The organism is Agrobacterium sp. 5Ca50, from assembly GCF_055381905.1.
In genome coordinates this window covers 1,611,569-1,638,469 of record NZ_AP026438.1, presented here as the reverse complement: position 1 = coordinate 1,638,469, position 26,901 = coordinate 1,611,569, and the positions used below count along the sequence as shown (strand labels likewise).

The 26,901-nt window shown below is 56.2% G+C and carries 26 protein-coding genes; 6 read left to right on the top strand and 20 right to left on the bottom strand.

Translation table 11 applies throughout. From position 1 onward, the window contains the following. Positions 1–77: 77 nt before the first annotated feature. From ACZ5FM_RS07985 to ACZ5FM_RS07930, 12 genes are all read right to left on the bottom strand, one after another. Positions 78–1,646: a histidine kinase dimerization/phospho-acceptor domain-containing protein gene (locus ACZ5FM_RS07985; RefSeq protein WP_464040280.1), complete on the bottom strand. Its 1,569-nt coding sequence runs from the start codon at positions 1,644–1,646 to the stop codon at positions 78–80. After that, positions 1,643–2,359 (bottom strand): response regulator transcription factor, encoded by a 717-nt coding sequence (locus ACZ5FM_RS07980; protein WP_464040441.1) that lies wholly within the window; start codon positions 2,357–2,359, stop codon positions 1,643–1,645. The genes ACZ5FM_RS07985 and ACZ5FM_RS07980 overlap by 4 nt, the downstream gene beginning before the upstream one ends. A gap of 253 nt (positions 2,360–2,612) precedes the next feature. Beyond that, the gene (locus tag ACZ5FM_RS07975) at positions 2,613–2,840 is read right to left on the bottom strand and encodes a hypothetical protein (RefSeq protein ID WP_192491059.1); all 228 of its coding nucleotides are present in this window, start codon (positions 2,838–2,840) and stop codon (positions 2,613–2,615) included. A 90-nt stretch (positions 2,841–2,930) separates the two neighbouring features. Then, positions 2,931–3,245 carry a hypothetical protein gene (locus ACZ5FM_RS07970; RefSeq protein WP_250985420.1) on the bottom strand — a complete coding sequence of 105 codons (315 nt, stop codon included), beginning with the start codon at positions 3,243–3,245 and terminating at the stop codon, positions 2,931–2,933. Positions 3,246–3,452: 207 nt separating this feature from the next. Continuing rightward, entirely contained in the window at positions 3,453–4,568 is a 1,116-nt protein-coding gene (locus ACZ5FM_RS07965; RefSeq protein ID WP_250985419.1) for a hypothetical protein, read from the bottom strand. A 266-nt stretch (positions 4,569–4,834) separates the two neighbouring features. Beyond that, on the bottom strand, positions 4,835–5,266 hold the full coding sequence (locus ACZ5FM_RS07960) for a VOC family protein (protein ID WP_464040279.1): 432 nt from the start codon (positions 5,264–5,266) through the stop codon (positions 4,835–4,837). 125 nt (positions 5,267–5,391) lie between these two features. Continuing rightward, complete coding sequence (locus tag ACZ5FM_RS07955) at positions 5,392–6,933, bottom strand: aldehyde dehydrogenase family protein (protein ID WP_464040278.1); 1,542 nt, start codon at positions 6,931–6,933, stop codon at positions 5,392–5,394. A 12-nt stretch (positions 6,934–6,945) separates the two neighbouring features. Further along, positions 6,946–7,896, bottom strand: a complete 951-nt coding sequence (locus ACZ5FM_RS07950) for an NAD(P)-dependent oxidoreductase (protein WP_464040277.1) — start codon at positions 7,894–7,896, stop codon at positions 6,946–6,948. Between the two features lie 90 nt (positions 7,897–7,986). Continuing rightward, the gene (locus ACZ5FM_RS07945) at positions 7,987–8,898 is read right to left on the bottom strand and encodes a LysR family transcriptional regulator (RefSeq protein WP_192491065.1); all 912 of its coding nucleotides are present in this window, start codon (positions 8,896–8,898) and stop codon (positions 7,987–7,989) included. 86 nt (positions 8,899–8,984) lie between these two features. Beyond that, entirely contained in the window at positions 8,985–10,142 is a 1,158-nt protein-coding gene (locus tag ACZ5FM_RS07940) for a M20 aminoacylase family protein (protein ID WP_464040440.1), read from the bottom strand. A gap of 65 nt (positions 10,143–10,207) precedes the next feature. Continuing rightward, on the bottom strand, positions 10,208–10,720 hold the full coding sequence (locus ACZ5FM_RS07935) for a hypothetical protein (protein ID WP_192491066.1): 513 nt from the start codon (positions 10,718–10,720) through the stop codon (positions 10,208–10,210). Beyond that, entirely contained in the window at positions 10,717–11,544 is an 828-nt protein-coding gene (locus tag ACZ5FM_RS07930; protein ID WP_250985414.1) for a DUF3100 domain-containing protein, read from the bottom strand. The genes ACZ5FM_RS07935 and ACZ5FM_RS07930 overlap by 4 nt, the downstream gene beginning before the upstream one ends. Positions 11,545–11,917: 373 nt before the next feature. Between ACZ5FM_RS07930 and ACZ5FM_RS07925 the strand changes: the two genes are divergently transcribed. After that, positions 11,918–12,115, top strand: a complete 198-nt coding sequence (locus ACZ5FM_RS07925) for a hypothetical protein (RefSeq protein ID WP_464040276.1) — start codon at positions 11,918–11,920, stop codon at positions 12,113–12,115. A 470-nt stretch (positions 12,116–12,585) separates the two neighbouring features. Here the strand turns inward: ACZ5FM_RS07925 and ACZ5FM_RS07920 are convergent, their stop codons facing one another. Next, positions 12,586–12,762 carry a hypothetical protein gene (locus tag ACZ5FM_RS07920; protein ID WP_464040275.1) on the bottom strand — a complete coding sequence of 59 codons (177 nt, stop codon included), beginning with the start codon at positions 12,760–12,762 and terminating at the stop codon, positions 12,586–12,588. A gap of 357 nt (positions 12,763–13,119) precedes the next feature. Between ACZ5FM_RS07920 and ACZ5FM_RS07915 the strand changes: the two genes are divergently transcribed. The 3 genes from ACZ5FM_RS07915 to ACZ5FM_RS07905 all read left to right on the top strand — a co-directional run bounded on the left by ACZ5FM_RS07915 (position 13,120) and on the right by ACZ5FM_RS07905 (position 17,874). Next, the gene (locus ACZ5FM_RS07915; RefSeq protein ID WP_464040274.1) at positions 13,120–14,052 is read left to right on the top strand and encodes a hypothetical protein; all 933 of its coding nucleotides are present in this window, start codon (positions 13,120–13,122) and stop codon (positions 14,050–14,052) included. Positions 14,053–14,170: 118 nt separating this feature from the next. Then, positions 14,171–16,021 (top strand): COG3904 family protein, encoded by a 1,851-nt coding sequence (locus tag ACZ5FM_RS07910; protein ID WP_464040273.1) that lies wholly within the window; start codon positions 14,171–14,173, stop codon positions 16,019–16,021. A gap of 77 nt (positions 16,022–16,098) precedes the next feature. Further along, on the top strand, positions 16,099–17,874 hold the full coding sequence (locus tag ACZ5FM_RS07905; protein ID WP_464040272.1) for a COG3904 family protein: 1,776 nt from the start codon (positions 16,099–16,101) through the stop codon (positions 17,872–17,874). A 37-nt stretch (positions 17,875–17,911) separates the two neighbouring features. On the opposite strand, the gene ACZ5FM_RS07900 is transcribed toward ACZ5FM_RS07905, so the two are convergent. Both ACZ5FM_RS07900 and ACZ5FM_RS07895 read right to left on the bottom strand, forming a co-directional pair. After that, on the bottom strand, positions 17,912–18,283 hold the full coding sequence (locus ACZ5FM_RS07900; RefSeq protein ID WP_464040271.1) for a hypothetical protein: 372 nt from the start codon (positions 18,281–18,283) through the stop codon (positions 17,912–17,914). Beyond that, positions 18,258–18,728, bottom strand: a complete 471-nt coding sequence (locus ACZ5FM_RS07895; RefSeq protein ID WP_464040270.1) for a YciE/YciF ferroxidase family protein — start codon at positions 18,726–18,728, stop codon at positions 18,258–18,260. The genes ACZ5FM_RS07900 and ACZ5FM_RS07895 overlap by 26 nt, the downstream gene beginning before the upstream one ends. A gap of 275 nt (positions 18,729–19,003) precedes the next feature. Here ACZ5FM_RS07895 and ACZ5FM_RS07890 point away from each other — a divergent pair, with 275 nt between their 5' ends. Beyond that, the gene (locus ACZ5FM_RS07890; RefSeq protein WP_192491072.1) at positions 19,004–19,213 is read left to right on the top strand and encodes a KTSC domain-containing protein; all 210 of its coding nucleotides are present in this window, start codon (positions 19,004–19,006) and stop codon (positions 19,211–19,213) included. A 106-nt stretch (positions 19,214–19,319) separates the two neighbouring features. Here the strand turns inward: ACZ5FM_RS07890 and ACZ5FM_RS07885 are convergent, their stop codons facing one another. The 4 genes from ACZ5FM_RS07885 to gyrA all read right to left on the bottom strand — a co-directional run bounded on the left by ACZ5FM_RS07885 (position 19,320) and on the right by gyrA (position 24,984). Continuing rightward, a complete protein-coding gene (locus ACZ5FM_RS07885; protein WP_192491073.1) occupies positions 19,320–19,583 on the bottom strand; it encodes a hypothetical protein in 264 nt (87 codons plus the stop codon). A 77-nt stretch (positions 19,584–19,660) separates the two neighbouring features. Further along, positions 19,661–21,037, bottom strand: coding sequence for a D-alanyl-D-alanine carboxypeptidase (locus ACZ5FM_RS07880; protein WP_409515531.1), 1,377 nt, complete (start codon positions 21,035–21,037; stop codon positions 19,661–19,663). 194 nt (positions 21,038–21,231) lie between these two features. Continuing rightward, positions 21,232–21,957, bottom strand: a complete 726-nt coding sequence (locus ACZ5FM_RS07875) for a hypothetical protein (RefSeq protein WP_464040269.1) — start codon at positions 21,955–21,957, stop codon at positions 21,232–21,234. 213 nt (positions 21,958–22,170) lie between these two features. Then, complete coding sequence (gene gyrA, locus ACZ5FM_RS07870) at positions 22,171–24,984, bottom strand: DNA gyrase subunit A (protein ID WP_259146262.1); 2,814 nt, start codon at positions 24,982–24,984, stop codon at positions 22,171–22,173. A gap of 217 nt (positions 24,985–25,201) precedes the next feature. Here gyrA and ACZ5FM_RS07865 point away from each other — a divergent pair, with 217 nt between their 5' ends. Continuing rightward, positions 25,202–25,834, top strand: coding sequence for a MarC family protein (locus ACZ5FM_RS07865; protein WP_464040268.1), 633 nt, complete (start codon positions 25,202–25,204; stop codon positions 25,832–25,834). A gap of 63 nt (positions 25,835–25,897) precedes the next feature. On the opposite strand, the gene ACZ5FM_RS07860 is transcribed toward ACZ5FM_RS07865, so the two are convergent. Further along, entirely contained in the window at positions 25,898–26,788 is an 891-nt protein-coding gene (locus ACZ5FM_RS07860) for an AraC family transcriptional regulator (RefSeq protein WP_464040267.1), read from the bottom strand. Positions 26,789–26,901 lie beyond the last annotated feature (113 nt).

Below are 26,901 nucleotides of genomic sequence, written 5' to 3'. Positions count from 1 at the left end.
CCTGGCCTATCTAGCGCGAAGCACCCGCTGGTTCGCCCTTGGTGTCGTGCAGCTTTGGTGCAGATTGTGTGCAGAGATCAGTCGCCTGGAAAGTCTATCTCGAAGCGTGCGCCCTCTTCGTGGCGCACCGGACGCAGCGTTGCGCCGTATAGATCCAGAATGGCAATGACGATGGCAAGCCCTAAGCCTGTGCCGCCTTCTTCCCGGCGCGTTGTGAAAAACGGTTGGCCAAGCCGGGTCAGATCAACATCGGTAAAACCGCGACCATTGTCGGTGATGATCAATTGTCGGCCATTCCAATGCAACAACAGCCTGCCGGCACCGTGGTGGCGGGCATTTTGCGCCATGTGGGACAGGATGGTGCGGCCATGCAGCAGCGAAAGCGGCAGTGTCGCCTGACTGCCATTGACAGAGATTTCCAGGCCATCTTCCGCCGGTAACAGCTGGGATAACTTGGTTGCCGCACGGCTGGATTGACCTGAAACCTGCTGCCGTGCCCGTGTTATCTCCCGCAACTGGTCCAGCAGTCTGGTCATACGGTCGCCCTGCTCGCGGATTGTGGCTGCCAGCGCACGCTGGGTTTCCGCTGGCAGGTCGCCGTCTTCAAGCAGTTCGGCAGCCCCGACGATGGAGGTGACCGGTGATTTAAGCTCATGCGTGACATGATTGGTGTAGATGGTAATTTCTTTGGAGCGTTGTGACAGGCTGCCAGCCATGGTCAGCAATGCGTCACCCAGTTGCGCTATTTCGGCAATGCCGTAATGGCCAAGCGGCGCAAGATCGGTATCATCGCCATTTGCAACCCGCCGCGCCTGATCGCGCAGAGCCAGCAGCGGCCGCAGCACAGCCCACACCAGAAACGACCCGATGATCAGCGCACCGAGCACCGTCACTGCGGCCAGCGTGAGGAAGGCGGTTGCCTCCTGCGAGGAATAGTTTTCAAGCGGGCGCGGCGTGCGCGAAATATAGACCGCGCCAATCACCCGGTTGGCGCTGATGACGGGGTATGTGATCAACACACGAAAGCCCGTGCCGCGGCTGACGGATAAAAACGGCCAGCGGGCATCGGCATCGCTGCGCCAGCGAAGTGCTGCACCCACCTCACCACGCAGTGCCTTTTCGACCTCTGGCACACTGGCAAAGCTCATCGGTGTGGCCGCTTGCAGATCAAGCCCCTGAAAATCAATAAACACCACGCTGGAAAGCGTGGTGCGACTGGCCAGTTCCGCCAAAGTCTTCAGTCCGTCTGCTATCTGCTGGTAGCGTGGACCGAGCGTCTTGTCGCTTTCCACCGCATCCGGCCGGGTCGGTTCAATGGTGTTGACGCGCAGATCCAGCAGTGAATTGAAGGTGCGTACTTCGGCATTCCAGAAAACGCGCATCGGCGGCGGCAGGTAATAACCCGGCGTGGCGGTGTCGGCTTCGGTTTTTGTCGCCTCAAAAGCCTGCGCATAGGCACCGGCATAGATGGCGGCCTGCTTGAGCAAGGCGGATTCTGTCTCGCGCATGAACCAGTTGGTGCCAAGTTGCAGGGCAAAAATTGCCACGGACGGCACGGCCAGCAGGCTGGCGCAGACCAATGTCACGACCAGTGCCATGCGCGGACGCCACCTGTGCGGCACACGGCGGATCAGCGGTCTTGTCATGTGTTTTGCCCATTCGGGCCAATTGTGCAGGGACCAAGCCGCAGGCCGACACCGCGTACCGTCTCGATGATGTCTGCGTAACCCAGTGCGGCGGCTTTTGCCCTGATGTTTCTGACATGGCTATCAAGCGTGCGGCCCGACAGGCTGGAATTGTTGCCATAGGCCTCGTTGATCAGCATGTTGCGATCCAGAACGAAACCCGGCCGAGCCAGCAATATGCTGAGGACTGAAAATTCGGTCGCTGTCAGGTCAAGTGCCTGGTGGCGCAATGTGCAGGCATGGCGGTTGAGATCAACCACCAGATCGCCATGCCTGATGACCCGGGGGCTGACGACGCTGTCCTGCACGGGCCGGACCCGTGCCAATATGGCCTTGATACGCAGCACCAGTTCGCGCGGCGAAAAAGGTTTGGTGACGTAATCGTCGGCACCCAGTTCGAAACCCAGCACGCGGTCTATTTCGTCATCCTGGGCGGTCAAAAACAGCACCGGCACGTTGGAATTTGCGCGGATGGCGCGGCAACAGGCAAAACCATCCATGTCGGGCATGCCGACATCGAGCACAACCAGATCACAATGATTTTCAGCGATTGCCTGCAGCGCGCCGCGCCCATCGCGGGCTTCTGCCACAGTCATGCCCGCCTTTTCCAGCGCCACCCGTACCACCGAGCGGATGGCAGGATCGTCATCGACAATCAAAATGTCCGGCTTCATCATGCCTCCCGGAACGCGTGTTTATAGAGGCATCGCTGCCAGTGCGCCTGATATAACAGGCCACCTTGCCGCTGGCGAGTTTGAAGGTTGTCGCTTTGTTGTTTCAGAAGGTTAGCAGGACTGCGCTATGCAATTACCCGTCAAAACCAAAGGGCGGCGCATGAAATGCCCCGCCCCTCGTCTCAAAATGTTTTTGCTAAAATAGTCTGATGCGTTTCCAGCGAAACCGGTTTCGAGCTTCGCTGGAGCTGCTCTAGTGATGCGAGGCGATCTCGTTCAGGCCCTTGTGACGCGCCATGGCGTTTTGCAGGTCCTGGAGGTTTCTGTTGCCCTCACGGTAGAGATTGAGGCAGATCTCGGCGGCTATGCTGACATCAGGATCGTCCTTTGCCAGTGCATAATGACTGCGCCATGCCTGCAATGCAGTCTCGATGATTTTAAAATCCTTGGGTCCAAATGTGGTTTCCAGGAAGGACGACATTTTACTGCTATCTCCACGACGCGCGGGTCAAAAGCCGCTGTGTCGCACTGCCAATGATATGTTGTTGCTTAATCCGTGGTGGCATTCAAATTACCGACGGCGGTGGGTAAGCGAAAAGCGGTGGCCAAGCTGGGCGGCAATCATCGGTACGGCTGTCGCACCGGCGGCACCCAGCCGGAAACGGTCTACGATGCGACCAAGCACGAAGGTTGCCGCAACGGTTGCGGCAATGCGCATCCATGGGCGATCCTGGCCGATGGCAAGAAAGGATTCCGGCTCTTTGCGGGATTTCAGCGTGGCAAGCTGCTTGCTGAGGTCTGCTACCTGCTTTTGCAGCTGGGCAATTTCGCTCTTCAACTGCGTAGGGGTGAGTGATTTGGCGCGGGTTGTTGTCGTGGTTTTCATCCCTAATTCCTTTACCTTGAGTACGTAAGCGAAACAGCGAAAGCGGCAAGAAGTTCCACACGCTGCGGTATATGTTGGCTTGACGCTACTGGTCCGCTTGTTATTGCCGTCTGCGTGGCCAGGTGTTCGATCTGGCCACGGGATCAGCGAGCGACAGCCCCCGCCTCACATGTGAGACAGGGGCTGCCTTCTTCAGGGGGAGCTTGGTTACTTTCTGTAGGCGAGACCACCCCAGATGCGACCTTCGTCGCGGTGACGACCACCGTGGACGGCACCGATATAGGCGGCAACCGCTGCAACAAGGGCAGATGCACCCAGCAGGAAGGCTGTGAGAATGCCGGTGATACGGGCCTTCTCGGCAGCATCGGCTGCTGCAGTCTTGGCATCTTCAACGGCTTTTTCTGCCTGTGCCCGGACTTCAGTCAACTGTTTCTGGGCTTCGTCGATCTTGGCCTGCGCTTCGGTACGCACCGTCTTTACACGCTCTACGGTTTCGGCAACGCGAACTTCTGCATCGGTTGGGCTAAGACCTGTGCGGGCAACGATCTGGTTTGTCAGCCAGATGCGGTCACCATCACTGATTTCACCTGTCGACAGCAAAGTGCCGAGGATACCGCTGACCTGACGCTGGGTGTAGGCCATGTTCTGGGTATCATCCATCTGTGAAATCTGCGGGTCTGTGCGCAACAGAACGTCGGTGAAGTAGTCAACCGGGTTGGCCTTGAAGCCGCCTGGCAACATGTCATTGACCGTAGGGGCTGCAGCCTGACCAACGCCCTGTGCAACACCGCCAACGGCACTGCCTGCACCGGAAATGACGCCACCGGCAAGCTGTCCAGCACCCTGTGCTGCGCCGCCGACTGCTGAGCCGGTTGCTTCGATTGCGGTGGCTGCAACATTTCCTGCTGCCTTGACGCCGCCAGACACCAGACCAACCGCCAGAAGCGTTGAAATGATGGTGCCGATGCCCCAGACTACCAGACCATTGATGCCATCACGGAAGGTCAGTTCATCGCGCGATGTCTCTACAGATGGGTGACGCATGCGCCCGGTTACGTAACCGCCCAGCATGTAAGAGCCAACCATGGAGATAATGACGAACAATGCCGTCAGTACCAGCCATACTGTGCTGATATCGCCGCCATCATCAGCCGTGATGGAGCTAAGTCCCAAAGCGCCAGCAAACGTCGTCAGAACGGCCATGGAGCCGGACGCGATGACGGCGCCAGCAAAAATGGCCGGCCAATCGACATAGCTACGGTTTGGCGTTTCCACCGGGGGAGTTCCCACTGCGGGAGTTTCAACAATGGTGTGATCGGTCATCAGCGTAGTCCCAGGAACGAGAGAATGAACATGACGATAACAACGAGGCCGACTAGATAGATAATGGAGTTCATAGGGTTATCTCCTCTCCTGAACGAGCCTGACCCTCCGCTTGGAAGGCGGATCGCGAACAATTGAAGTGCGAGCAATTCGCTCCCTGCCTAAACTCCCAGATGGTGAAAAGGTTTCAGCATTGTTCAAAAATGCGTGACTGTGCGTGATGACGGACCGTCATTGTCCGCTATCAGACAAAACGTGCTGACATCCTAGAAGTCGATGACAACGGATGGTGCACTGCGTTTTGCCTCACCGTGGAAGACGGCTTCAATATTATTGCCGTCAGGATCAAGCACGAAAGCGGCGTAATAACCGGGATGATAATTCTCGCGCTCGCCGGGCGCGCCATTGTCCTGCCCGCCATGCTCAAGTCCTGTTTTGTAAAACGCATCCACCGTGGCGCGGTCCTTGGCCTGAAAGGCCAGATGGTGACGCCCGGTCAACACGCCCAGTGCCGCCGGACTTTTGGCGGAGGATACGACCAGTTCGTCGGCCCAGAAAAAATCCTCTGCCGTTTCGACAACCGGAATGTCGAGTACAGCAAGAACGGCGGTGTAAAAATGCTGACTGACCTTCAGGTCACGCACGACAAGCTGGATATGGTCGATGAGCCGACCGCGATGCAGTTGGTTGGTTTCCATGCTCATTCCCACCTGTTTGTTATCCTGGCCATAGAGAATGCGGCATCAGGGCGTATCCGGCAAGGTGAAAGAGTTGGGCCTGAAACAGAAACGGGCCGGAATGACCGGCCCGCACTGTCTTAATTTTATCCGGCGAAATAACCGAAGGTAATCACCGGGTCTGCTGCGGTTTCCACCCAGATGCTCTTGGTCTGGGTATAGGCCAGAAGCGCGTCGCGACCGCTGGAGCGGCCGTAACCGCTTTTGCCGAAGCCACCGAATGGCGACATGACGCTGATCGTCTTGTAACCGTTGATCCAGAAGGTACCGGCACGTACCTGGGAGGCAACGCGGTGGGCGCGGGCCACATTCTGGGTCCACACGGCACCGGCCAATCCGTATGGATTGTCATTGGCCAGCGCGATTGCTTCTTCCTCGCTGTCGAATGGTGTGACGCCAACCACCGGGCCAAACACCTCTTCCTTTGACAGTGTTGCCTGTGGCGCAACATTATCGAGAATGGTCGGAGCGAAATAATAACCGCCTGTGGCCTCAAGTTCTGATGGTTTGCGGCCACCGGTGGCAAGCGTTGCGCCTTCCTTGAGGCCGGTTTCAACCAATTCCGTGATCTTGTTCCACTGGCGCAGGTTGTTGATCGGGCCGATCTGGGTGGTGTCGAGGAAGGGGTCGCCAACCGGAATGCGCTGGGTGGCCTCGGTATATTTCTCGACAAATTTCTGGTGGATGGAGCGGTGTACCAGAAGGCGCGAACCGGCCACGCAGCTTTGGCCAGCGCCACCGAAAATGGCAGACTGCGCACCGAGAATGGCGCGGTCGATATCGGCATCGTCAAACACGATGTTGGCAGATTTGCCACCGAGTTCCAGAATGCATGGCACGACATTCTTGGCGGCTTCTGCCGCGATGATCGAACCGGCAAAGGCCGAACCGACAAACACAACAAGGCCGGTCTGCGGGTGGGCAATGGCGGCCTGACCGGCCGTTGTGCCCTGCCCTGCGATAACATTGACCAGGCCGCGCGGTGCGCCGCCCTTTTCACACAACACACCCAGCAGAATGGTGCTGAGTGGTGTCAGTTCCGATGGCTTGATGACCACGGCATTGCCAGCGCAGATGGCCGGCGCAATCTGCCAGCCGCCGGTGTTGAGCGGCGCATTCCACGGGGTGATCTGCACCACCGTGCCAATCGGCTCATTGCGGGTGTAATTGAGGTGGGTTGTCGGCACGGGAATGACATCGCCATGCAGCTTGTCGCACCAGCCGGCATAATATTCGAACATTTCGGCGACCTTGGTCACCTCGCCCCTGATGTCGCGGATCGGGCGACCGGCAGAGCGGCTTTCCACCTCGGCAATCACGGCGGCATTGGCGCGGATCTGGCGGGCGATTTCAAACATCACCCGGCCACGGCCAGACGCCGTCAGCTTCATCCATTCCTTCTGGGCGGTGGCTGCTGCATCCATGGCGGCGTTGATGACCGCCTTGTCGGCATCCTTGTACTGCGCAAAAACCTTGCCCGTCGCCGGGTCTGTCAGCGCCAGTTCGGTGCCGGAGCCGGTGATGAATTCGCCGCCGACGAAGCTGGCAATGTCTTCCGTGCCAGTGATGGTTTTGTAGATTTCGCGGATGCGGGCGCCGGGCTCATTTGTCATGTTCAGATTATCCATTGATATCGCTCCTTAATTGCCTGCTGCCTTGAAGGCGCCCATACGTGTGAAATCATCGCCATCCGTAAACTCGGTGGTACCGGCCCACAGGTTGGCAACGGTTTGTGCGACAGGCAGATCGGCGCCGGTGCTGGCGGCCAGCTCACTGGCAAGGCGCACGTCCTTGCGCATCAGACCCATGGAAAAACCGCTGTCGAAGCGGCCGGACATCACCCAGGTGGGGAAATGCACTTCGGAGATCATCGAACGGCCAGACGCAGCATTTACGACGCGCAAGGCAGCTTCGGGATCAATACCGGCGGCCAGCGCCAGTTTCAGGCCCTCACGGGTGGTGACCATGTGAGCTGCGGCCAGCATGTTGTTGACCAGCTTTGCCACGTTGCCAGCGCCGCTTGCGCCAACATGCAGTGCCTTGGAGGCCATGATTTCAATGGCAGGGCTGGCCAGCGCCACGTCTTCGGCCGTGCCACCAATCATCATTGTCAGTTTGCCGGACGCTGCACCGGCCGGGCCGCCGCTGACCGGGGCATCGAGAAAGCCATGACCAAGGGCGCTCAGGCGCTTGGCAAGCTCACGGCTGACATCCGGCTCTGACGTGGAGGTGTCGATAATGACAACCTTGCTGCCCTCGCGTGCTTCCAGCGCATCGACATGGTCATTGACCACACCGGCCACATCCTTGGCGGTTGGCAGCGAAAACACCAGAAAATCACATTTTTCAAACAGTTCGCGGATGGCGGTAACCGGCACGATGCCGGATTTTTCCGCCAATGCGCGGCGCTCCGCCGACAGGTCAAAACCCAGCGTGGCAAACCGCGCCACCAGGGTTTGCGCCATGCCCAGCCCCATGCTGCCAAGGCCGACAACCCCGACCGTTTGCCTGTTTTCTTCTGACATTATTCCACCTCGTTTATCCGTTTTTCGCCGCTTGTGCGGTCGATCCGTCGGCAAAGAGGCTGTCATCAAACAGGGCGTTACGGTAGTTGGGCAACCGGGAACAAAGTGTTGCCGGTGAAGCAACACGGGGATGGAAATCAGGCTAAGAGGACGGTGTTATTGCTGAAAAGCGGCCATTTCGGCGGCCAGAAAACTGCTGAGACGTTCCACCGAATTTGGCAGGCGGCGGCGTGCCTTGACCATGAGATGGGCACTGGCCTGCACCAGCAGCGGGTCATTCAGTTCCACAATGCCAAGTGCGCCGCGGTTGAGTTCCGTCGAGACGGCAAAGCGCGGCAGGAAGGTCACGCCAAGGCCCGCCATGACAAAACGGCGCAGCACGTCAATCGACGGCGTGTCGATGAGTGGCGCGACCGCAATGCCGTGGTCGACGGCGACGCGTGACACCAGCTGGGTGACGCCATGACCCTTGATCAGCAGCGAATAGGGAGACTGTGTCATGCACTGCGCCAGCGACACCGACTGTTCTTTCAGCAGCGGATGGTCGAGCGGCGCAACGAGGCACAGCGGCTGGCGGGAAATGGCCAGCGAGCGGATGCGGGTGTCGATGACGGGATTATAGGCAATGCCGATATCGACATCACCATTGGCGACCTCGTCCTGCACCTGATCGGTGCTGCCAAGTTTCAAGTAATAGCTGATGCCGGGATAGACTTTCACGAATTTCGACAATGCGTGTTCGATAAGGTCGCCCAGAAACCCCTCGCCGCAGCAAATGCGCACCCGCGCCTGCTGGATGCCGCGCAGCTGGTCCAGCTGTTCGGCCAGCACGCCGCTGTCTTCCAGCACACGCTGGGCATGTTCATAGACCAGCCCGCCGGCATCGGTCAGCCCCACACCACGGCTGGTGCGGTCAAACAGCGGCAGGCCGACGTTCTTTTCGGTATCGGCTATCTGCCGGCTGACGATAGAGGCTGCCACGCCGAGATGATCGGCGGCACTTCTGATCGATCCGCAGCGGACGACAGCGATGAACATGCGCAAGGCTTTTGCGTCTAGCGTTTCCATAAGTGTATTTTCGTCAAAACGTTAGGCCAGTCAACGTAGGATCTGGCAATTGCGCCCCGCACGCGTAGGCACGAGGCGCTGCTGGCTCAGGCCTTTGCCAGTTGCCCTTCAATCAGTGCACCCCACATGGCCACACCGGTGGGCAAAAGCGCATCGTTGAAATCGAAATAGGCAGAATGCAGGCCGGGGTTACGTCCCTCGCGCTTGGCACCCAGCCAGAAATAACAACCGGGCTTTTCGCGCAGCATGAAGGCGAAATCTTCCGCCGCCATGCTCGGTGGAACCTCCACCACATCCAGTCCCAGCGCAGACTTGGCCGTGGCACGCACGATCCGGGCGCTTTCCGGGTCATTGATGGTGGCGGGGTAACGATATTCGTAATTGAGCGTTGCTTCGCACTCGAAACCTGCGGCAACCGCAGTGGCCAATGTTCTGATACGGTTTTCAATCTTGTCGCCAACCGTTTCTTCAAACCAGCGGGTGGTGCCGCGAATGACCACCTCTTCCGGAATAACGTTCCAGGCGTCGCCGCCATGGATCTGGGTGGCCGAGACAACGGCCGATTCCAGTGGTGAAACATTGCGGGCGGCAATGGACTGCAGCGATGAGACAATCTGCGAGGCCGCAACAATCGGGTCTGCACCTTCATGCGGCATGGCGCCGTGGGCACCGCGACCGACCACCTTGATTTCAAAGGTGCCGAAGGCCGCCATCATGCGGTCATCGCGCGCCACGCATTTGCCCAGCTCCAGTGCCGGCCAGTTGTGCAGGCCGAAAATGCGGTCCATCGGGAAATCTTTAAACAGCCCCTGCTCCACCATGGCGCGGCCGCCGCCTTCATTTTCTTCTGCTGGCTGGAACACGAAATGCACCGTGCCGTCAAAATCCGTCTTGCTGGCAATACGTGCTGCCGCCAATGCCATGGCGACGTGGCCATCATGCCCGCAGGCATGCATCTTGCCCGCCACTTTGGAGGCGTAAGCAACGCCGCTCTGTTCAAGAATGGGCAAGGCATCGATATCGGCACGGATGCCGATGGCCTTTGCTGAGCTGCCCTTGGACAGCGTGCCGACAACGCCGGTCTTGCCGTAACCTGTGGTGACCTTGAAACCCCAGTCGGACAGGTGTGAGGCGATGAAGGCCGCGGTATTGTGTTCCTCAAAGCCGAGTTCGGGGTTTTGGTGGAGGTGGTGGCGCCACTTGATGGCTTCCTCGATGTGTTCGCCCTGCATGATCGGCTCCAGTACACGTGTTTCATTCAAAAAGGCCGCCCGTTGCGGGGCGGCCAGATGTGATTCAAAGGGTGAGCTTACATGCCGGTGAGGCGCAGCGAAATATCCGCAATGATAACAGAGCCGATATAGGTGCCGAACATCACGCAAATGGCGACGATGACGATTTTCCAGCCGGACCGGCGGGCAATGTCAAACTCACCCTTGGTCAGCGCCAGACCACCGTAAGCCAGTGCCGGGGTGGCCAGTGCCAGGAAGTTCAGCGCCTCAACCTGTGCCAGCACCCAGGCGGAACCGGGAATGGCTGGCACCGTGACCAAAATGGCCAGAAGCGACGTCCAGGCAACGCCTGGCAGGCTGAGCGGGATGAAACGCGCCATCACGATGCCGGCGACCGACAGCAGGTACAGAACGACCATGCCGGGCAGCGCCGTCAGCGGGCTTGTGCCGGTTCCGACCCAGTTGGAGATGAGACCGATGACACAGGCAACCAGAAGCAGGACGGCGTAACGTGCCACATTGACCTTGCGTTCATCTTCACCGTGCTGGGGAATGACGTCTTCCATGGATGTTGTGTGCGCGGTGCTCATGCTGCGATCTCCTTGGTCTTGTAGTTCGCCGGGTCATTTGGGCGTGCCTTGCGGTACAGCCAGTCGGTCAGCGGCAGGGCCACGAACAGGCCAACATAAAGGCCGGTGGCGTAGGTCAGGATGTTGCTGGCGGCAGCAAGGGCCAGAATGACATCCTTGTTGTCAGGCATGATGGTGACGAGGCCGCCGGTGCAGGCGGCAAGCATGCTGCCGGAACCCACGCCGCAGGACATGGCAAGCGCACGGAAATCAAACCAGCCAAGCGAGTGGATCAACGGCGGCATGATGGCAAAAACAAAGGTGCCGATCAGCGTGCCGGTGGCGTAAACGCCCATGGCGCCAGCGCCTTCCGGGCTGTTGAGGCCGTAACGGTCAGCAATCAGCGCAATGTTCGGCTCACGGTCGATCGAATAGGTCGCACCGATGGATTCGCGGCCCATGCGCAGCAGAAACACCGCAACCGGGAAAGCAACGGCGATGGTGCCGAGGTTACCGAGTTCCTGAATGACCAGTGCCGGACCAGCCTCGATAATGGCATCGATCTGCGGGCCAACGGTGGTGCCGAACTTGGCGATGAAGGGCATGATCGCAATGGTGATCATGGTGCCCGACAGCTTGACCGCGCTAGGCGGAATAAGGGCTGCGGTCTTTTTGAGAATATGGGGGTTAAGGATGATGCCCATCGCAAAGGCATACAGAATTGGCAGAAACACCACCGTGCCAATGCCGATCGGCAGGCGTTGTATGCCAATTAGTTCCGCGATGATGACAATGCCGATGACCACGCAATGTAGCCACCAGCCATTCCCGGCTGCTTTACTCATGTCTTGTTCCTCTCGTCGATCACGCCGATCTTCTAGTTTTTTGGAGGCGGATAGTCGAGGATTATGGGCGGGGGTTATTTGATTGGTAGTCGGCGTCAGAGCAACGATGCGTTGTTAAGACAGCAACGCCAAAGCCCCTGTGCCGACGTGAGATGCCTGCTGCAAAAGGCTTTTTGCGTCATCTGCCGCGCGGTTGGACGATCCAGCGGTGCCCCTGAAAATTCCAATATCATCAGGCGATTTTTCCACAGGTTCAGGTTTGCCTTGACTCTCCTGTAAATGAGAACATAAATAGAACAAATAGGTGCTGGGGCATCGATCATACGGTCAACATATCAGGTGAAATTTGGCTCTTAAGCAGGAGAACGGGACCGTGCGCCCTGAAAAAAATATCGACGTTGCCGACTATATCCTGTCCTGCCACGACGGTGATCCCAAGGCAGCCATCGAAGCGATGATAGAGGAGATCGAACATCTGCAGCACCAGTTGAACATTGCCGTGGCGGCCATGGGCCATGGCTACACACGCGGCTGGAAACCGGAGGCATCACGCGGGCCGGAGCAGGTTTAAGGGCCCTGCCCGGCCGTTTGTAATGCTGCTGGAGGAAGGGATTGGTTGCGATTGCAGCCACGGATGATCGACATTTTTCGCCAATAGCGCGATTTGTATAGCGTTTTACATAATCGTTTAACGTGTAGGCTTGTTCGCAGTGCTACATATTAGGCGAAGGAATCGCATAGGGGCGGTGCACATGGCACCTGCCTGACAATTGGGGGCTGGATCGGGTGTTTGTGCGTTTAATGCTGTGGGCGGTTGTCGCCTGTCTTTGCTGGTCGAGTAGCGCCCGGGCCGATCTTACCTACAAGGTCAGAATAATCGAAGACTATGCGCCTTATTTGCTTGTCTCGGGCACGTTCGAGCCATCTGATAATGCCGACCAGCTTGCGCTTGAGGTCGTCGCCAGCGGTGCAAAGGCCGTCATTTTCGATAGTAAGACTGGCAGTATCAACAAGGGGATCGAGTTTGGAAGGACAATTCGGTCACTTGGTCTTGTCACGTATCATATCGACAGAAAGGAATGCGGAGCTGCCTGCGTTTTCGCTTTCATGGGGGGTGTCGAACGTAATGCGTACGGTGGCTCTTTTGCCATACATGGCGGCGAGTTGTTGGCCGAAACGAACAGTCAGAACAAAGGAGATAATTTGCAGCTTGAGCAAGTCGTATCCTATGTCACTGACATGGGCGTTGATCCAGCGTTCTTGCCATTGATGGCGTCCATTACAGGTGCGCCGCGTCGTCTGACCAAAAGCGAGATGACGCGATATCTGTTAACAACACCTTTTGACGACAGCCGGGATCCGTCTCAGGCCCCTCCAGAAACCGCACCCAAAACAGCACAAACGCAGCGACCCGGCAATGCTCCTTTGCCAGAAACACCAGCTCGTTCTGCAACGCCAGAACAAAGGGCTCAGGACATGATGTTGGCCTATCTGCATGCACTGCGCCGTGGAGACGATGAGGCGCTGGATTTTCTGCAAAGGTCCTACGCAGACAAGGTCAAGACCGATGATGGCATGACATCAAAAGCGGGCTTGCTGAAAAAGAAACAGGCATTTTTCAAACAGTGGCCAGTACGGTTTTACAGTTCAGACCTTGGTTTGACGAAAACTGAGTGTAAGGCAACCTGTGCGGTTAGCGCCTTCGTCATGTGGTATTGGAAAAACGCTGCGACTGGAGAGGCCCGCTCCGGAATGTTAGCGACTGTTTTGAACTTTGATCCCAAGACAAACAAAATAATCGGAGATGTTGCCCAACTCAGTGGTGAGCGAGAGGAAAAATTCGGGCCAACCCATATGATCGCTTCCTGGGGTGTTGTTGAAGGAGACTGCCGTCTGCAGTCCGGTGACCCTGCAGAACTCAAGATCGCATGCCAGGTTCAGCAGGAAATTGAAGCGTTTTTAGCGGATATTGGCTGGTGTTACGGCATCGCAGGCAAAGCACGTAACGAGCGCTGGCATGAATGTGCCGTTGGTGGCGCAAACGGGCAGATCAAGGTGCCGCAGCTTTCGGATTATCCTGCAAGCCAGTACAAGGGAAAGTCCGTGTCGCCTGATTTCAAAGGGCGAGACGTCAAGTTTCGTAATGCCGCCACCATCATTCGTGACGAGATGCGTGAAGGGCCAAATTTTGCCGGGCATTACAGGCTTATAAAAATTGATTGCAACAACGAAGGCTGCCCTATGTACTTTGTTGTCAATCACAAGACAGGCAAACCGATTGCCCTGCCGAGACACAGTGATCGGGAGGGAGTGCGTGTCGGTTACCGCCCTGACAGCAGACTTATGTTCATGCAATACATATCTCCGGATAGTGCTGGCTGCATGATTGATGCTGTTGAAATCGCTGAGAGACAGGATGCCAGTTCGAACTGGAGGCTCATTGATAGGCTTGATATTGGTGATGCCAAGGCCTGCGATCGTCCAATCATGAAAAATCTGACGCAATGACATGGACCCGCGACCTCTCGCTTTAGGTTGCGGTTCTCGTAAATTTTGGTCGTGGTAGCGACGTGATCGACGCCATGTTGAATGAGAGAAATTACCGGGTAATTGGGGGCTTGGTCTGGTGTTTGTGCGTTTCATGCTGTGGGCATTTGTCGCCTGTTTTTGCTGGTCGAATAGCGCCCGGGCCGAGATTACCTATGAACTGGTGACGACAGACGGCTTTTCACCCTACCTGGTGATCAGTGGCGAATTTGACGAAGAATATGATGTCGAGCAATTGAAGCTTGATTTCGCCGGATACGGCGTAAAAATTGTCTCCTTCAACAGCGATGGCGGGGATATCATGGAGGCGATGAAATTTGGCAGAGCCATCCGCGATCTTGGCCTCAACACCATTCAGGGCGTCGACAATAGCTGCGCTTCTGCCTGTGTTTACGCCTTCATGGGCGGCATTGAGCGAGATGCCGCCGAGGGTTCGCTTGGTGTGCACCGGGGGATTTATTCGACAGATGAAGACGATGCAGATGTCGATACTGCAATTGAATATATGCAGGAAACAACGGGTGAACTGATCGGCTACCTCGATGATATGGGTGCCAATCCTGCATTGTTGCGGATTTCGTTATCCGTCTCACATGATGACGTCCGCTATCTAACGACCAGCGAAATGGAAAAATATCGGATAACAACCCCTCTCCTGTCCGTGCGCGAGGTTATCGATCGGCCGCCGGTGGCATCCACGCCGTTTTTGAAGGCGCAAGAGGAAAAAGCCCGTCGTTTTATGATGAGTTACATCGAAAATCTGGGACGCAACGACAGACCAGGCATGGCGTTCTGGAACAGGGCCTATGCCGGTGTTGTGGACAAGGGCGATATCGAGGCTGACGGAAAGACACTCAAGGCGGATGTGCTGAAAAAGAGACGGCAACTGTCTGCGGAGTGGCCAGTGCGGGCCTACGCGCTGAATGAAGGCATATATCACATAATCTGCGAGGACATCTGCGTTCTGGAGTTTTCTGCGGATTGGTTCCAGAAAAATGCTGCCGGTACCAGCTTCCTTTCCGGGGTGACGATGTACAGCGTGTCCTGGAACCCAAGAACAGAAAAAATCACCGGCGAAATGGACGCGCCCCTGTTTGCCGAGCCGGACAGGAGCAGACCGGTTTCGATGCTGAGCCGTTGGGAAAGAATGGCTCTGGATTGCCGTAAGGGCGACAGACAGACGCGGGAGACGAAGTACGACTGTGACCATCACGTCGCGCTGGAGAAGACGCTGAAGTCCAATGGCTGGTGTTACAGGGAAAAGGGGCAGTCAATTTCACAGTCGCAGTGGTACGCATGCGAGATGCCGTCCATTGAGAAAAAATCTGTCACCTACAAAGCCTGGCACAAGGAAAAGCCGGAGCCTCACCAACAGGAGGTGTTATCGGTGCCCAAACCCAGGCCGCTTGCCCCACCCCAGGATTTTCTCGAGGTGACCGGAACCAAGGTTGCAGTACACGACAGCAAATTTGACGTTCCAGACCGGGAGGACTTTCCCGCCACGCGCTATACCGGGCAAACCCTGAAGCCGGATTTTCGCGATCGTCTCGCCGATGATAAGGCCGCCCAGACCGCAGTCCGCACGGCCATGTTAAGGCGCCCGAATTTTGCTGGTCAATATTCGCTCGTTGACATCAAGTGTTCGAAAAACTGCTCACCATTTATCGTCGCCGATCACAAATCAGGTGTTTTGATCGACCTGCCGGGCAGCAACAAACAGGGTGATGTGAAGGTCGATTACCGCCGCGACAGCCGACTTCTCACTGTGCAGTCCGTCGATCACCAGTCCAAAAACTGCGTTTTGCAATATTTCACAATTGATGAAGACGCTAACGGCAAGTCCAAATGGACTTCGGTCAAGGACATCACAATCGGCCAACCGGAGCTGTGCAAACGCTCCATCGAGAAAAACCTGTACGCACAACCTTGATTTGTATGTCATCTTTCTGGATCGTCTAAGTACCAATCACTGTGGCCAATTTTAAGCGCAGCGATTGATGGGGTAACATGTCAATACAAGGTCTTGGGGGGCTTGGTCTGGTGTTTTCGCGTTTAATGCTGTGGGCGGTTGTCGCCTGTCTGTGCTGGTCCAGTGCCGCGAAGGCTGACATCACTTTTGAACGCCTTTCGATGGGTGACTCGTGGCCGGTGATATTGCTGAAAGGCGAGTTTGAGGGATCAGACAATCCTGAGACGCTGTCCCGTGAAATCCTTTCAAGCGGTGCGAAGGTCGTCACATTTGATAGTGACGGTGGCAACGTTGTTACGGCGATGGCGTATGGACGAATGATCCGGTCCCTGGGCGTATCAACCCTTCAACTTCGCGCCGCGCTATGCGCTTCTGCCTGTGCTTTGGCCTTCGTCGGAGGTGTGAACCGTTATGCTGAGCCCGGCTCAATTGGGGTACATCAATCGTCGTTTTCCCCTGAAAGCAATATTGAAGGCCACATGGCCGTGGCTGCTGTCCAGACCCTCACCGCTGAAATCATGTCCTATCTGATTGAGATGGAGGTTGATCCGAAGTTGTTACAGCTTAGTTTGTCGGTACCAAGCGATGATATGCGCTATCTCACCGCAAGCGAGATGCAAAATTTCAAAGTCACTTGGGGACAACTCCCAGCCGTGGAAGCTAATGACAACACGTCGAAGGCGGCTCCGCCTGCCGCACCGCCCGCAACCGAAAATGCAGATAGCAAGGTGACCTCTGACGAGCAAAAGGCTCTGACATTTGTGGCGGCGTATCATGAAGCATGGTCGCGTAGAAACTCCGATGCGCTATCGTTCATGGAAAATGCATATGCCGAAACCGTTGATTTCTATGGAAAGCCAACCTCGAAATCCGTGGTGTTGGCGGAAAAGCGGAATTTTGCCTCAAGATGGCCGGTTCGTGCCTACAGCGTAAAAGCAGAGACAACTAAGGTAATATGTCGTGATGTTTGCAACGTAACCGGTACTCTTGACTGGTACGCAAAACAAGATGTTGGCAACCGTGTATCAGCCGGTACGGCAGAGTTTTCCTTGGATTGGAATCCGAAAACCGAAAAGATCATTTCAGAAGTCGGCAAGGTCATCCAGACGGATAAAGCGGCGTCCAAACCAACGCGTATTATATGGCAGTGGGAAGAAGAAAATTCATTGTGTCGCGGCGGTTCTGGGGATGAGGCTAAGACGCTTGCTGCATGTGACCGCCGCGAATTGATCGGACGCAAGCTCGAAACCGTTGGCTGGTGTTTCGGCCGCGAGAGCGACTATGGTTATCAGATGCAGTGGCACGCTTGCGAAAAGACATCCTATCGCAGTGAAGGCGTCAGTGTCGCGTCATCAACTGTCGCCTCTTTCAAAAAGCCTGTGTCGTCCGACTTTCCGGCCAGAGCGCGGTTTACAGGAAAAACCGTGCTGCCTGACTTTAAGGGGCGTGATCGAGACTTCAATAATTTCAGAACTCGGATTCGCAATGGTATGCGCGACGGGCCAAATTTTGCCGGACACTACTCGCTGATCCAGATAGGTTGCGGTACCGGCTGTACGTTCGTTGTGATTGCCGACAATAATACGGGTCGCCCTGCCTCCTTCCCACGCGGTGGAGAGGACAACATGTACCTCACGTTGGACTACCGCCGTGACAGCCGACTGCTTGCAGCGCAATGGCTGGATTCCGAGAGCGACGTTTGTGTCATTGAATTTTTTGATTTCGATCGTGATAAATGGACACCCATTAGCAAAACTACCGTTGGGGGTGATGACGCGTGTTACCGGGAAATTGAAGAAAATCTGCCCAACTGAGCGTCATTGATGTTCGTCGTGATGTAGTGATTGGCGGTCATGGCAAGGTTTTCAGGTAGTCCTCAAAACGTTTTCCCTTTTCCTGACGGAAGCGGTCTCCGGCGCGTGTCGCGGTGTCGATACGGTCGACGCGCTCGATGGTGATGTGTTTGCCGATCTGGCTTTTGCCGATAGTCGTAGCCGGGCGGAAGGCATTTGTGCCGGCTGGTTGGGACAGGCCGAGTGTGACGCCTTTCTGGCGCTGATCGAACCCGTTAGCATGGAGTTCGGAACGGTACTCTGAGGAATAACCGGGGTGGGGTATGATCCGCCCTCGCCTGCATATCGTAAAACAAAGCCGCCTCGACAGTTTCGGGGCGGCTTTGGTTTTCAGGAGTTGGCTGTCACTTGTTGATGGCAGTGACTGCAAGATTGGTCATCTTGCTGTTGGCCGCTTTTTCCTGGTCGAGAATTTCGCTGAGCAGCACATGTGCTTCTTCATTGCCCAGCACCTTTGCCCATTCACGCAATGAACCGTAACGGGCGATCTCGTAATGTTCGACCGCCTGACAGGCCGCGAGCAGACCGGCATCCAGCGCCACGCCTTTGGCTTCGTCCATGATGCCTTCGGCTTCCTTGATCAGGCCATCGGTCGCATCGCATTTGACGCCTTCTGGCTTTACGTTGATGGTCTTGAACACCTTGTCGAGGGTCTTGATCTGGCCCTTGGTTTCTTCCAGGTGGTGGTCAACCGCCTTTTTGAACTCGGCGCTTTTGACCGCCTTCGACACTTTGGGCAGTGCTTTTGCGATCGCGTTTTCCGCGTAGTAGACGTCTTTCAGGGTGTGCTCGAACAGTTCTGCCAGTGTTTGCATGACTTCCTCCGTTGGGTGATGGGGTATCGGTCTGAATGTGCCGATTTGGAGGATGGAAAACGTGTCGGCGCCCTATTCGTTCCAGAACCGGATGACGTGATTTGGTTGTGTACGCTGGGTTACACCGCGCCGTAACGTAAGGTTACGTAACGCAAGGAGGCGGTGTGAAATACCTAGAAAGCGGCGTTTTGACTTAAACAAGCGTTCACCACCCTGTTTGACGGAATATTTGGGTCCGCTGTGTAAGGTGACGTCAAAACAGGGAAAATAAAAAAATGAAACAACTTGCTGTCACATCGAAAATCATCAAGTCAGTCTATTTCAGCCCTGAAGACGGGCAGCTCCGTATCTGCTTCAAGAACGGAGAAGAGCGCAATTTCCGTGATGTACCGGAAGCTGAAGCCACTGCCATGTGCGCAGCACCGTCTCCCGGCCAGCATTACATCAGCAAAATCAGAACACACTATCCGCGCATCGCGGCCTGATCATTTCAGGCAATCGCTGAAACGCAAAAGGCACGCTCAGGTTTGAACCAGTAAGCGTGCCTTTTGAAGTCATTTGGCGGAGACCGCCTCTCCTCACCGCCTGGTATTAGCGGATGCGGATATTGATGGGCGCGCGACCATAACGTGCCGAGATATGCAGGTGTATATTGGCTTCTGGCTGGTTGTTGCGCCATGCACGTGCACCGTGGCACAGAAGCAGATTGACCAGATCCTTGGTCTTGGCTTTTGATCTATTCAGGCCAACGTCAGCAATACGCATTGCCACCTCATGCAGAGGGTGCAAAACCGAGTTACCTCTTTGTACGGGTGCGGTTGTCATTGCTTCAGAGTAGTTTTCGTTGCTCGCCATTTTTGAACCTCGTTACGCAGAACAAGTCGAGGAAGGCACTGGCATGTCGAGAACAACGTCATGCCAGCAGTTGATAATCATTGAAGGGAAGCCCAGCAGCTGATGCCCTTCTTTTTCAATGCATTGCAGGCATTGACTGCTTTGTTCTGGTCAGTGAACCCGCCGAAGCGTGCACGGTAGACCTGAGCACCATCCTTGCTGAAAGCGACGGTGAAGGGGGTTGCGGAGTTGAGAACGTTGCCACCCTTGTCCTGTGCGTTCTGCAACAGGGCCATGGCGGAGTTCTTGTCCGGAGAAGCACCGATCTGGATAACCCAACCGGAAGCCTGGCGGGTGGAAGACGTGGTGACTTCATCAATATCAACAGCAGCAGCCTGACGGCTCTGGGCAATAGCAGCCGGTGGAACCATTGGTGCCGGTACTGGTGCCTGAGGACGGGTTGCAGCTTCCATGGCCTGTACGGCGGCACGGGACGATGTTGGTGCAAAGGCACTGGCAACTTCGTTTTCGTAACGGGCCTGTGGCAGCGGGCCGGCATTTGGCAGATCCATACGCGATGCGGCGGATGCAGCCGAAGCGGAAGCTACAGCGGTGTTACCAACATCAGCAGATGGTGTGTTGGCAATGAGGTTGCTGTTGGCGCCACGCGATGCCTTTGGCAGGTACGTCGCAACCAGCTTTCGCATCTGTGCATCACGGCTTGCACCCGATGTACCGCCGATAACAACACCAACGATCGAACGACCATCAATCTGTACCGAGGTTACGAGGTTGAAGCCAGCTGCACGGATGTAACCGGTCTTGATGCCATCAACGCCAGCAACGTTGCCAAGCAGGCGGTTGTGGTTACCGATGGTCTGCTTGCCGAACTGGAACGAACGCGTTGAAAAGTAATGGTAATATTGTGGGTAATGCTGACGAAGCGCAATGCCAAGGCGGGCCTGGTCACGGGCTGTCGTCATCTGTGCGGTGTTTGGCAGACCGTGGGCGTTGCGGTATGTCGTGCGGGTCATGCCAAGGGCGCGTGCCTTGTTGGTCATCATGCGGGCAAAACGATCTTCCGAACCGCCAATGAACTCACCGAGAGCCGTTGCCATGTCGTTTGCAGACCGTGTTACCAGTGCCTTGATGGCCTGTTCGACGGTGACGGTGCCACCGGCACGAACGCCTAGTTTGGATGGGGGTTCCTTGGATGCATTGGCCGAAACCGGCACTTTGCTATCGAGAGAGATGCGACCTGCACTCAACGCTTCAAACGTCAGGTACAACGTCATCATCTTGGTCAGCGATGCGGGATAACGCAGGCCATCCGGATCATCGCTGTATAAAACCTTGCCGGTTTTCGCATCAATGACGATGCCAGCATATTTGGGATTTGCAGACGCCTGTTGCACAGAGCACGAGGTCGCAAAGACCGAGGCCAGCACAAACATGAAAACCTTAAGGAAAGACATCGAGGAGCCTTTTTCGGACAATACTCTAACCGTTTTTGGCACAGCTAAACTCACTATTTGCATCTTGATGTTCCGCCCGGACACATCCCCCGCCCGACCGTTCAATTTTTGTGACTTTAGTGCCACTGCGTTACCAACTGGTTTATGAAACGTATCTTTGACCGGTAAAATGAAGCTAAAATTCGCCGAAACCGTTAATTCGATTCAGGTTTTTCGCTTTGAATGCGCTGCTGCAGATAGTTAACGATGCCGTCGTCCAATGCCTGCCATTGGTTAAGAAGGCTGACCGGGAAACGGTAGAGTACGGTGAGGTCCTGGCCTAACCGCACGTCGCGCTGGCAGTCACCACTGGTGGACGGGCGCTGCGGCGTTGGTATCAGGCAACGCACCACATAATCCGGCAAACCGTCACGTTTTGCGGTCAAAAGCACCTCGTCGCCATAACCGGCGTCCGGTTTGAAGCGGTAAAGTTTCAGCCCAAATTTGATGTCCTGCGGCTCACCCTGCACCAGATGTGAATAGATGGCGTCAAACCGGCCGGACATGTCGCGCGACATGGTGCTTTGCGACAGTTGCAGGAAAATAACCGCGGTGCTGTCGGCTTTCGCATCAAACAAGTCCTTGTATTCTTCGCTGTAACCGGCCAATTGCGGCCAGGTCAGGTACATATCGACCCGCTCGGTCTTGCCAGATTTACGTTGGGTGTCGAATCGAATCGTATTGGCGGCCAGTTTCAAGCGGTCCTGACCGATGGAAATATCAAAATTGTCTGTTGATGTGGTGTGGCCCACCGCCTTGGCGCTTTGCCCGTACCAGCCAACCGCCAGATTGGCGACAGTGGCGGCACCGGCCAGCACGGCAAGAAAGATGACGGACTTCACAAGAAACAGTCCTGAAACCAGCTTCTGTTTTTCCGGCATCCAATCTCCCCTCGCCCTTCGCTGCCTGTCTTACCGTGATGTCTGTGGCCATTTTGAGGGGCGCCAGACTTAAAATCTGCTGCAGTTAGATTTTCCCCAAAACAGGCGGCGATGTCTCGCGACGATATCTCGCGGCTATGCCTGATACAAAAACACCCCGTCTATCCTGGGGGATAAACGGGGTGTTTGTTTAGCAAAACATGGGTTCAGACCTTATTCGTCCGATGCTTCCGTCTGGGTGTCGGTACCGTCGACAACTGCATCGGCATCAAGTTCCGATTCGACGTCATCTTCACCTTCCGGCTCGCTGATGCGTTCCACGGACACAACCTTTTCATCCTTGGCGGTTGAGAAGATCGTGACACCCTTGGTGGCGCGGCTGGCGATGCGGATGCCGTTGACCGGCACGCGGATCAGCTGGCCACCATCGGAGACGAGCATGATCTGGTCGCCGTCTTCAACCGGGAAGGCTGCAACCAGCTCACCGATTTCCGTGGTCTTGGAGGTGTCCGTTGCACGGATACCCTTGCCGCCACGACCGGATGTGCGGAAGTCGTAGGAAGAAGAACGCTTGCCGAAGCCCTTTACAGATACCGTCAGCACGAACTGTTCGTGGTTCTTCAGGTATTCGTAACGCTCATCGCTGAGCTGACCTTCTTCGGTGACTTCTTCACCCACCAGCGCAATATCGTCTTCATCGACACCGGCTGCACGGCGCTCAGTCGCGGAGCGCTTGAGGTAAGCGGCACGTTCCCAAGGCTCGGCATCCACATGGCCAACAATGGTCATGGAGATGATGCGGTCTTCTGCACCCAGCGAAATGCCACGCACACCAACCGAGTTACGGCCGGCAAACACGCGGACGTCATCGACCGGGAAGCGAATGCACTGGCCAAGCGCTGTGGTCAACAGAACGTCATCGCCCGGCTGGTTGACGACCGGATCGGAGCCACGGCAGGTTTCAACGGACAGGATTTCATCACCGTCCTCTTCCAGCTTCATGGCGATCTTGCCGTTGCGGTTCACCTGCACGAAGTCGGAAAGCTTGTTACGGCGTACCGTTCCGCGTGTGGTGGAGAACATCACATCCAGCGTTTCCCAGGTGGTTTCATCCTCTGGAAGCGGCATGATGGTGGTGATGCGTTCACCCGGCTGCAGCGGCAACATATTAATGAGTGCCTTGCCCTTGGACTGTGGCGTGCCAACTGGCAGGCGCCAGACCTTTTCCTTGTAGACGATGCCACGCGAGGAGAAGAACAGAACCGGGGTATGGGTGTTGGCCACAAACAGACGGTTGACGAAGTCTGCATCGCGTGTTGCCATGCCGGAACGACCCTTGCCGCCGCGACGCTGCGCACGGTAGGTGGTGAGCGGCACACGCTTGATGTAGCCAAGGTGCGATACGGTCACGACCATTTCTTCACGGGCGATGAGGTCTTCATCGTCCATGTCAGGACCGCCTTCGACAATCTCACTGCGACGTGGGGTGCCGAATTCGTCACGGATGGCGATCATCTCGTCCTTGACGATCTGCTGGATGCGAACCCGCGATGACAGGATTTCCAGATAATCGCGGATTTCGTCGCCGATCTTGTTCAGCTCGTCGCCGATTTCGTCACGACCAAGAGCCGTCAAACGGGCCAGGCGCAATTCGAGAATGGCGCGGGCCTGTTCTTCCGACAGGTTATAGGTCTTGTCGTCATTGATGCGGTGGCGCGGATCGTCGATCAGACGGATCAGGCTTTCCACATCTGCGGCCGGCCAGCGGCGGGTCATCAGCTCTTCACGGGCAGATGCCGGATCTGGCGCACTGCGGATAACGCGGATCACCTCGTCAATATTGGCAACGGCAATGGCCATACCAACCAGGACGTGGGCGCGGTCACGGGCCTTGCGCAGCAGGTACTTGGTGCGGCGGCTGACGACGTCTTCGCGGAAGGCCACGAAGGCACGCAGCATATCAAGAAGTGTCAGCTGCTCCGGCTTGCCGCCATTCAGCGCCACCATGTTGCAGCCAAACGAGGTCTGCAGCGGCGTGTAGCGGTAAAGCTGGTTGAGGATAACCTCGGCATTGGCGTCGCGCTTCAGCTCGACAACCACGCGGTAGCCCTGACGGTCGGACTCGTCACGAAGGTCGGAAATGCCTTCAATGCGCTTGTCCTTGACCAGTTCGGCCATCTTTTCAATCATCGTTGCCTTGTTCACCTGGTAGGGAACTTCGGTGATGATGATCTGCTCGCGGTCGCCGCGCATCGGCTCGATGGTGGCACGGCCACGCATGATAACCGAGCCACGGCCGGTTTCATAAGCGGAGCGAATGCCGGCACGGCCGAGAATGAGCGCACCAGTCGGGAAGTCCGGACCAGGGATGATCTGCATCAGGTCCAACAGGTCAATGGCCGGATTGTCCATCAGGGCAATACAGCCGTCGATCACTTCCGACAGGTTGTGCGGCGGAATGTTGGTGGCCATACCCACCGCGATACCACCGGCGCCGTTGACCAGAAGGTTCGGGAACTTGGCGGGAACGACAACAGGCTCTTTCAGCGTGCCGTCATAGTTCTCGCGAAAATCAACCGTTTCCTTATCGAGGTCATCCAGCAGCGCATGCGCCGACTTCTCCAGGCGGCACTCGGTGTAACGTTCAGCCGCCGGCGGGTCACCGTCGATCGAGCCGAAGTTACCCTGACCGTCGATCAGTGGCAGGCGCAAGGACCAGTCCTGCGCCATACGGGCCAGCGCATCGTAAATGGCCGAGTTGCCGTGCGGATGGAATTTACCCATCACGTCACCGGTTACACGGGCGCATTTCACGTATTTCTTGTTCCAGTCGATGCCGAGTTCCGACATGCCGAAAAGGATGCGGCGATGCACGGGTTTGAGGCCGTCACGCACATCAGGAAGAGCACGGCTAACGATAACGCTCATCGCGTAATCGAGATACGACCGCTGCATTTCTTCCATAATCGAAATCGGTTCGATTCCGGGAGGAAGTTTTCCTCCGCCAGTAGGGCTATGCTCAGTCAAATCAGATCACATTCTATTTTAAGAATCGGATGGATTTTTATAGCGGAAAGAGCCGCATAGCGCCAATTTCACGGAGAGTTTTGAACAACCTTTTGCGGCATTTGCAAGGTGAAAACGCTTTTGTGGCCTCTGGTTGAGAAAATGCGCGACAAGAAGGCGAGAGTCAGGCAGTTTTCGGGGCGAAATTCATGGCATGACGTAACGAAAGGGACACAAAATGGTTAGCGGAGAAACATTGCTCAATGCCTTGACCACCCTGCTCGTTACGCTGGACCCGCCAGGTCTGGCCCCGGTTTTCCTTGGTTTGACGGCTGGCATGACGCGCGCCCAGCGCTCTCAGGTGGCGCTGCGGGGCACGCTGATTGCCTTTGCCATTCTGGCGGTGTTTGCACTGTTTGGTGCTGCCGTGTTGCAGCTGCTTGGCATCTCGCTTGGTGCCTTCCGCATTGCCGGTGGCCTGCTGCTGTTCTGGATCGCGTTTGAGATGATTTTCGAAAAACGCCAGGAGCGTAAGGAAAAGACCTCGACCATCGCCATCACCAAGGACCACATTCATAATCTGGCGGTGTTTCCGCTGGCCATCCCGCTGATTGCCGGGCCCGGTGCCATTTCTGCCACCGTGCTGATTGCCGGTTCCATGCAGACCTATCTCGACAAGGCCATTCTCCTGTCCGTGCTCGCCTTTACGCTGCTGGTGGTCTATCTGGCGCTGGCCATTGCCGACCGCATGGACCGTTTTCTTGGCAATACCGGCCGCGCCATTCTGACACGCCTGCTCGGTGTTATTCTCGCCGCCCTCTCCGTGCAGTTCGTGGTGGATGGCATCAAGTCAGCCTTCAATCTGGCGTGAACGGCCGTTTTGCGGCAGAAGCGGACATACGTGGGTAGCGGCCATTATGGGGCTATTATTTGGTTATGCTCGTTGCAAGCCATTTTCGACCATCGTTTGCACCATGTCGGCATCACGGCGCGGCGGCTCCCCGAAAAGGCGTTTATATTCTCTGCTAAATTGCGACGTACTCTTGTAGCCCACAGCGAACGAGACAGATGCTGCGTCGGCCTCTTTCGAAACCATCTGGCGGCGGGCTTCCTGTAATCGGATATGCTTTTGATATTGAAGCGGGCTAAGAGCGGTAACGGCTTTGAAGCGCCGGTGGAAAACGGACTCGCTCATGCCAGCAACCGCCGCCATATCCTCAATGCTGAGTTGCTCAGTGTAATGCTGGCGAATCCAACCCATCGCTCGCCGAATATGGGACAAACGGGAGTCGACACCGGCTATCTGGCGCAACATCTCCGCATGCGGGCTTAGCATCAGCCGAAACATCAATTCATGCTCTAAATGCAGGGCCATTACAGGGATTTCCTTTGGGCGCTCGCAAACTTCTAGCAGCCCTTGCCAAGCGCCGATCAGTTCGGCATTGGCCATGCTGAATGCGAAGCCAGGCTGCATTTGCAGCTCGGGTGTCACCGAAAGGTAGAGCACCACATTCATGATCACGGCGGGATCAAGATTGAGATTGATCGCCAGAAACGGCTTTTCCGGTGATGCCTCTATGATTTGGCCCATGGCGGTGATTTCGGCGGCTACGACCATTGTCTGTCCGGGGCCGTAATCGAACACCTGATCACCAATGATTGTTCTCTTGGTACCTTGCAGCACAATGGACGCCATCGGGTCATAAACCAATGCGCTCAACTCAGTTGGTTGGTTGACACTGAGGATGCTTAGCCGTGGCATGCCGGAGTATTTCACGCCAGCATAGCGTAGCGCCAGAGCGCGGATTTCATCGAGTTTGTCCATGTTTCATCATGGGCGCCTTTGCCTGAAAAGATCAATACCCCGACGGGATCAGGCAATTATTCGAGATCATCAGGCATGGCGAACGTCCTGCGAATGGCCCAGTTTCTTATCAC

Coding starts and splice junctions, on each gene's coding strand:
- ACZ5FM_RS07985 (WP_464040280.1), bottom strand. CDS start 1,646: ATGACAAGACCGCTGATCCGCCGTGTGCCGCACAGGTGGCGTCCGCGC.
- ACZ5FM_RS07980 (WP_464040441.1), bottom strand. CDS start 2,359: ATGAAGCCGGACATTTTGATTGTCGATGACGATCCTGCCATCCGCTCG.
- ACZ5FM_RS07975 (WP_192491059.1), bottom strand. CDS start 2,840: ATGTCGTCCTTCCTGGAAACCACATTTGGACCCAAGGATTTTAAAATC.
- ACZ5FM_RS07970 (WP_250985420.1), bottom strand. CDS start 3,245: ATGAAAACCACGACAACAACCCGCGCCAAATCACTCACCCCTACGCAG.
- ACZ5FM_RS07965 (WP_250985419.1), bottom strand. CDS start 4,568: ATGACCGATCACACCATTGTTGAAACTCCCGCAGTGGGAACTCCCCCG.
- ACZ5FM_RS07960 (WP_464040279.1), bottom strand. CDS start 5,266: ATGGAAACCAACCAACTGCATCGCGGTCGGCTCATCGACCATATCCAG.
- ACZ5FM_RS07955 (WP_464040278.1), bottom strand. CDS start 6,933: ATGGATAATCTGAACATGACAAATGAGCCCGGCGCCCGCATCCGCGAA.
- ACZ5FM_RS07950 (WP_464040277.1), bottom strand. CDS start 7,896: ATGACAGCCTCTTTGCCGACGGATCGACCGCACAAGCGGCGAAAAACG.
- ACZ5FM_RS07945 (WP_192491065.1), bottom strand. CDS start 8,898: ATGGAAACGCTAGACGCAAAAGCCTTGCGCATGTTCATCGCTGTCGTC.
- ACZ5FM_RS07935 (WP_192491066.1), bottom strand. CDS start 10,720: ATGAGCACCGCGCACACAACATCCATGGAAGACGTCATTCCCCAGCAC.
- ACZ5FM_RS07930 (WP_250985414.1), bottom strand. CDS start 11,544: ATGAGTAAAGCAGCCGGGAATGGCTGGTGGCTACATTGCGTGGTCATC.
- ACZ5FM_RS07915 (WP_464040274.1), top strand. CDS start 13,120: ATGACATCAAAAGCGGGCTTGCTGAAAAAGAAACAGGCATTTTTCAAA.
- ACZ5FM_RS07905 (WP_464040272.1), top strand. CDS start 16,099: ATGTCAATACAAGGTCTTGGGGGGCTTGGTCTGGTGTTTTCGCGTTTA.
- ACZ5FM_RS07895 (WP_464040270.1), bottom strand. CDS start 18,728: ATGCAAACACTGGCAGAACTGTTCGAGCACACCCTGAAAGACGTCTAC.
- ACZ5FM_RS07890 (WP_192491072.1), top strand. CDS start 19,004: ATGAAACAACTTGCTGTCACATCGAAAATCATCAAGTCAGTCTATTTC.
- ACZ5FM_RS07885 (WP_192491073.1), bottom strand. CDS start 19,583: ATGGCGAGCAACGAAAACTACTCTGAAGCAATGACAACCGCACCCGTA.
- ACZ5FM_RS07880 (WP_409515531.1), bottom strand. CDS start 21,037: ATGTCTTTCCTTAAGGTTTTCATGTTTGTGCTGGCCTCGGTCTTTGCG.
- ACZ5FM_RS07875 (WP_464040269.1), bottom strand. CDS start 21,957: ATGCCGGAAAAACAGAAGCTGGTTTCAGGACTGTTTCTTGTGAAGTCC.
- ACZ5FM_RS07865 (WP_464040268.1), top strand. CDS start 25,202: ATGGTTAGCGGAGAAACATTGCTCAATGCCTTGACCACCCTGCTCGTT.
- ACZ5FM_RS07860 (WP_464040267.1), bottom strand. CDS start 26,788: ATGGACAAACTCGATGAAATCCGCGCTCTGGCGCTACGCTATGCTGGC.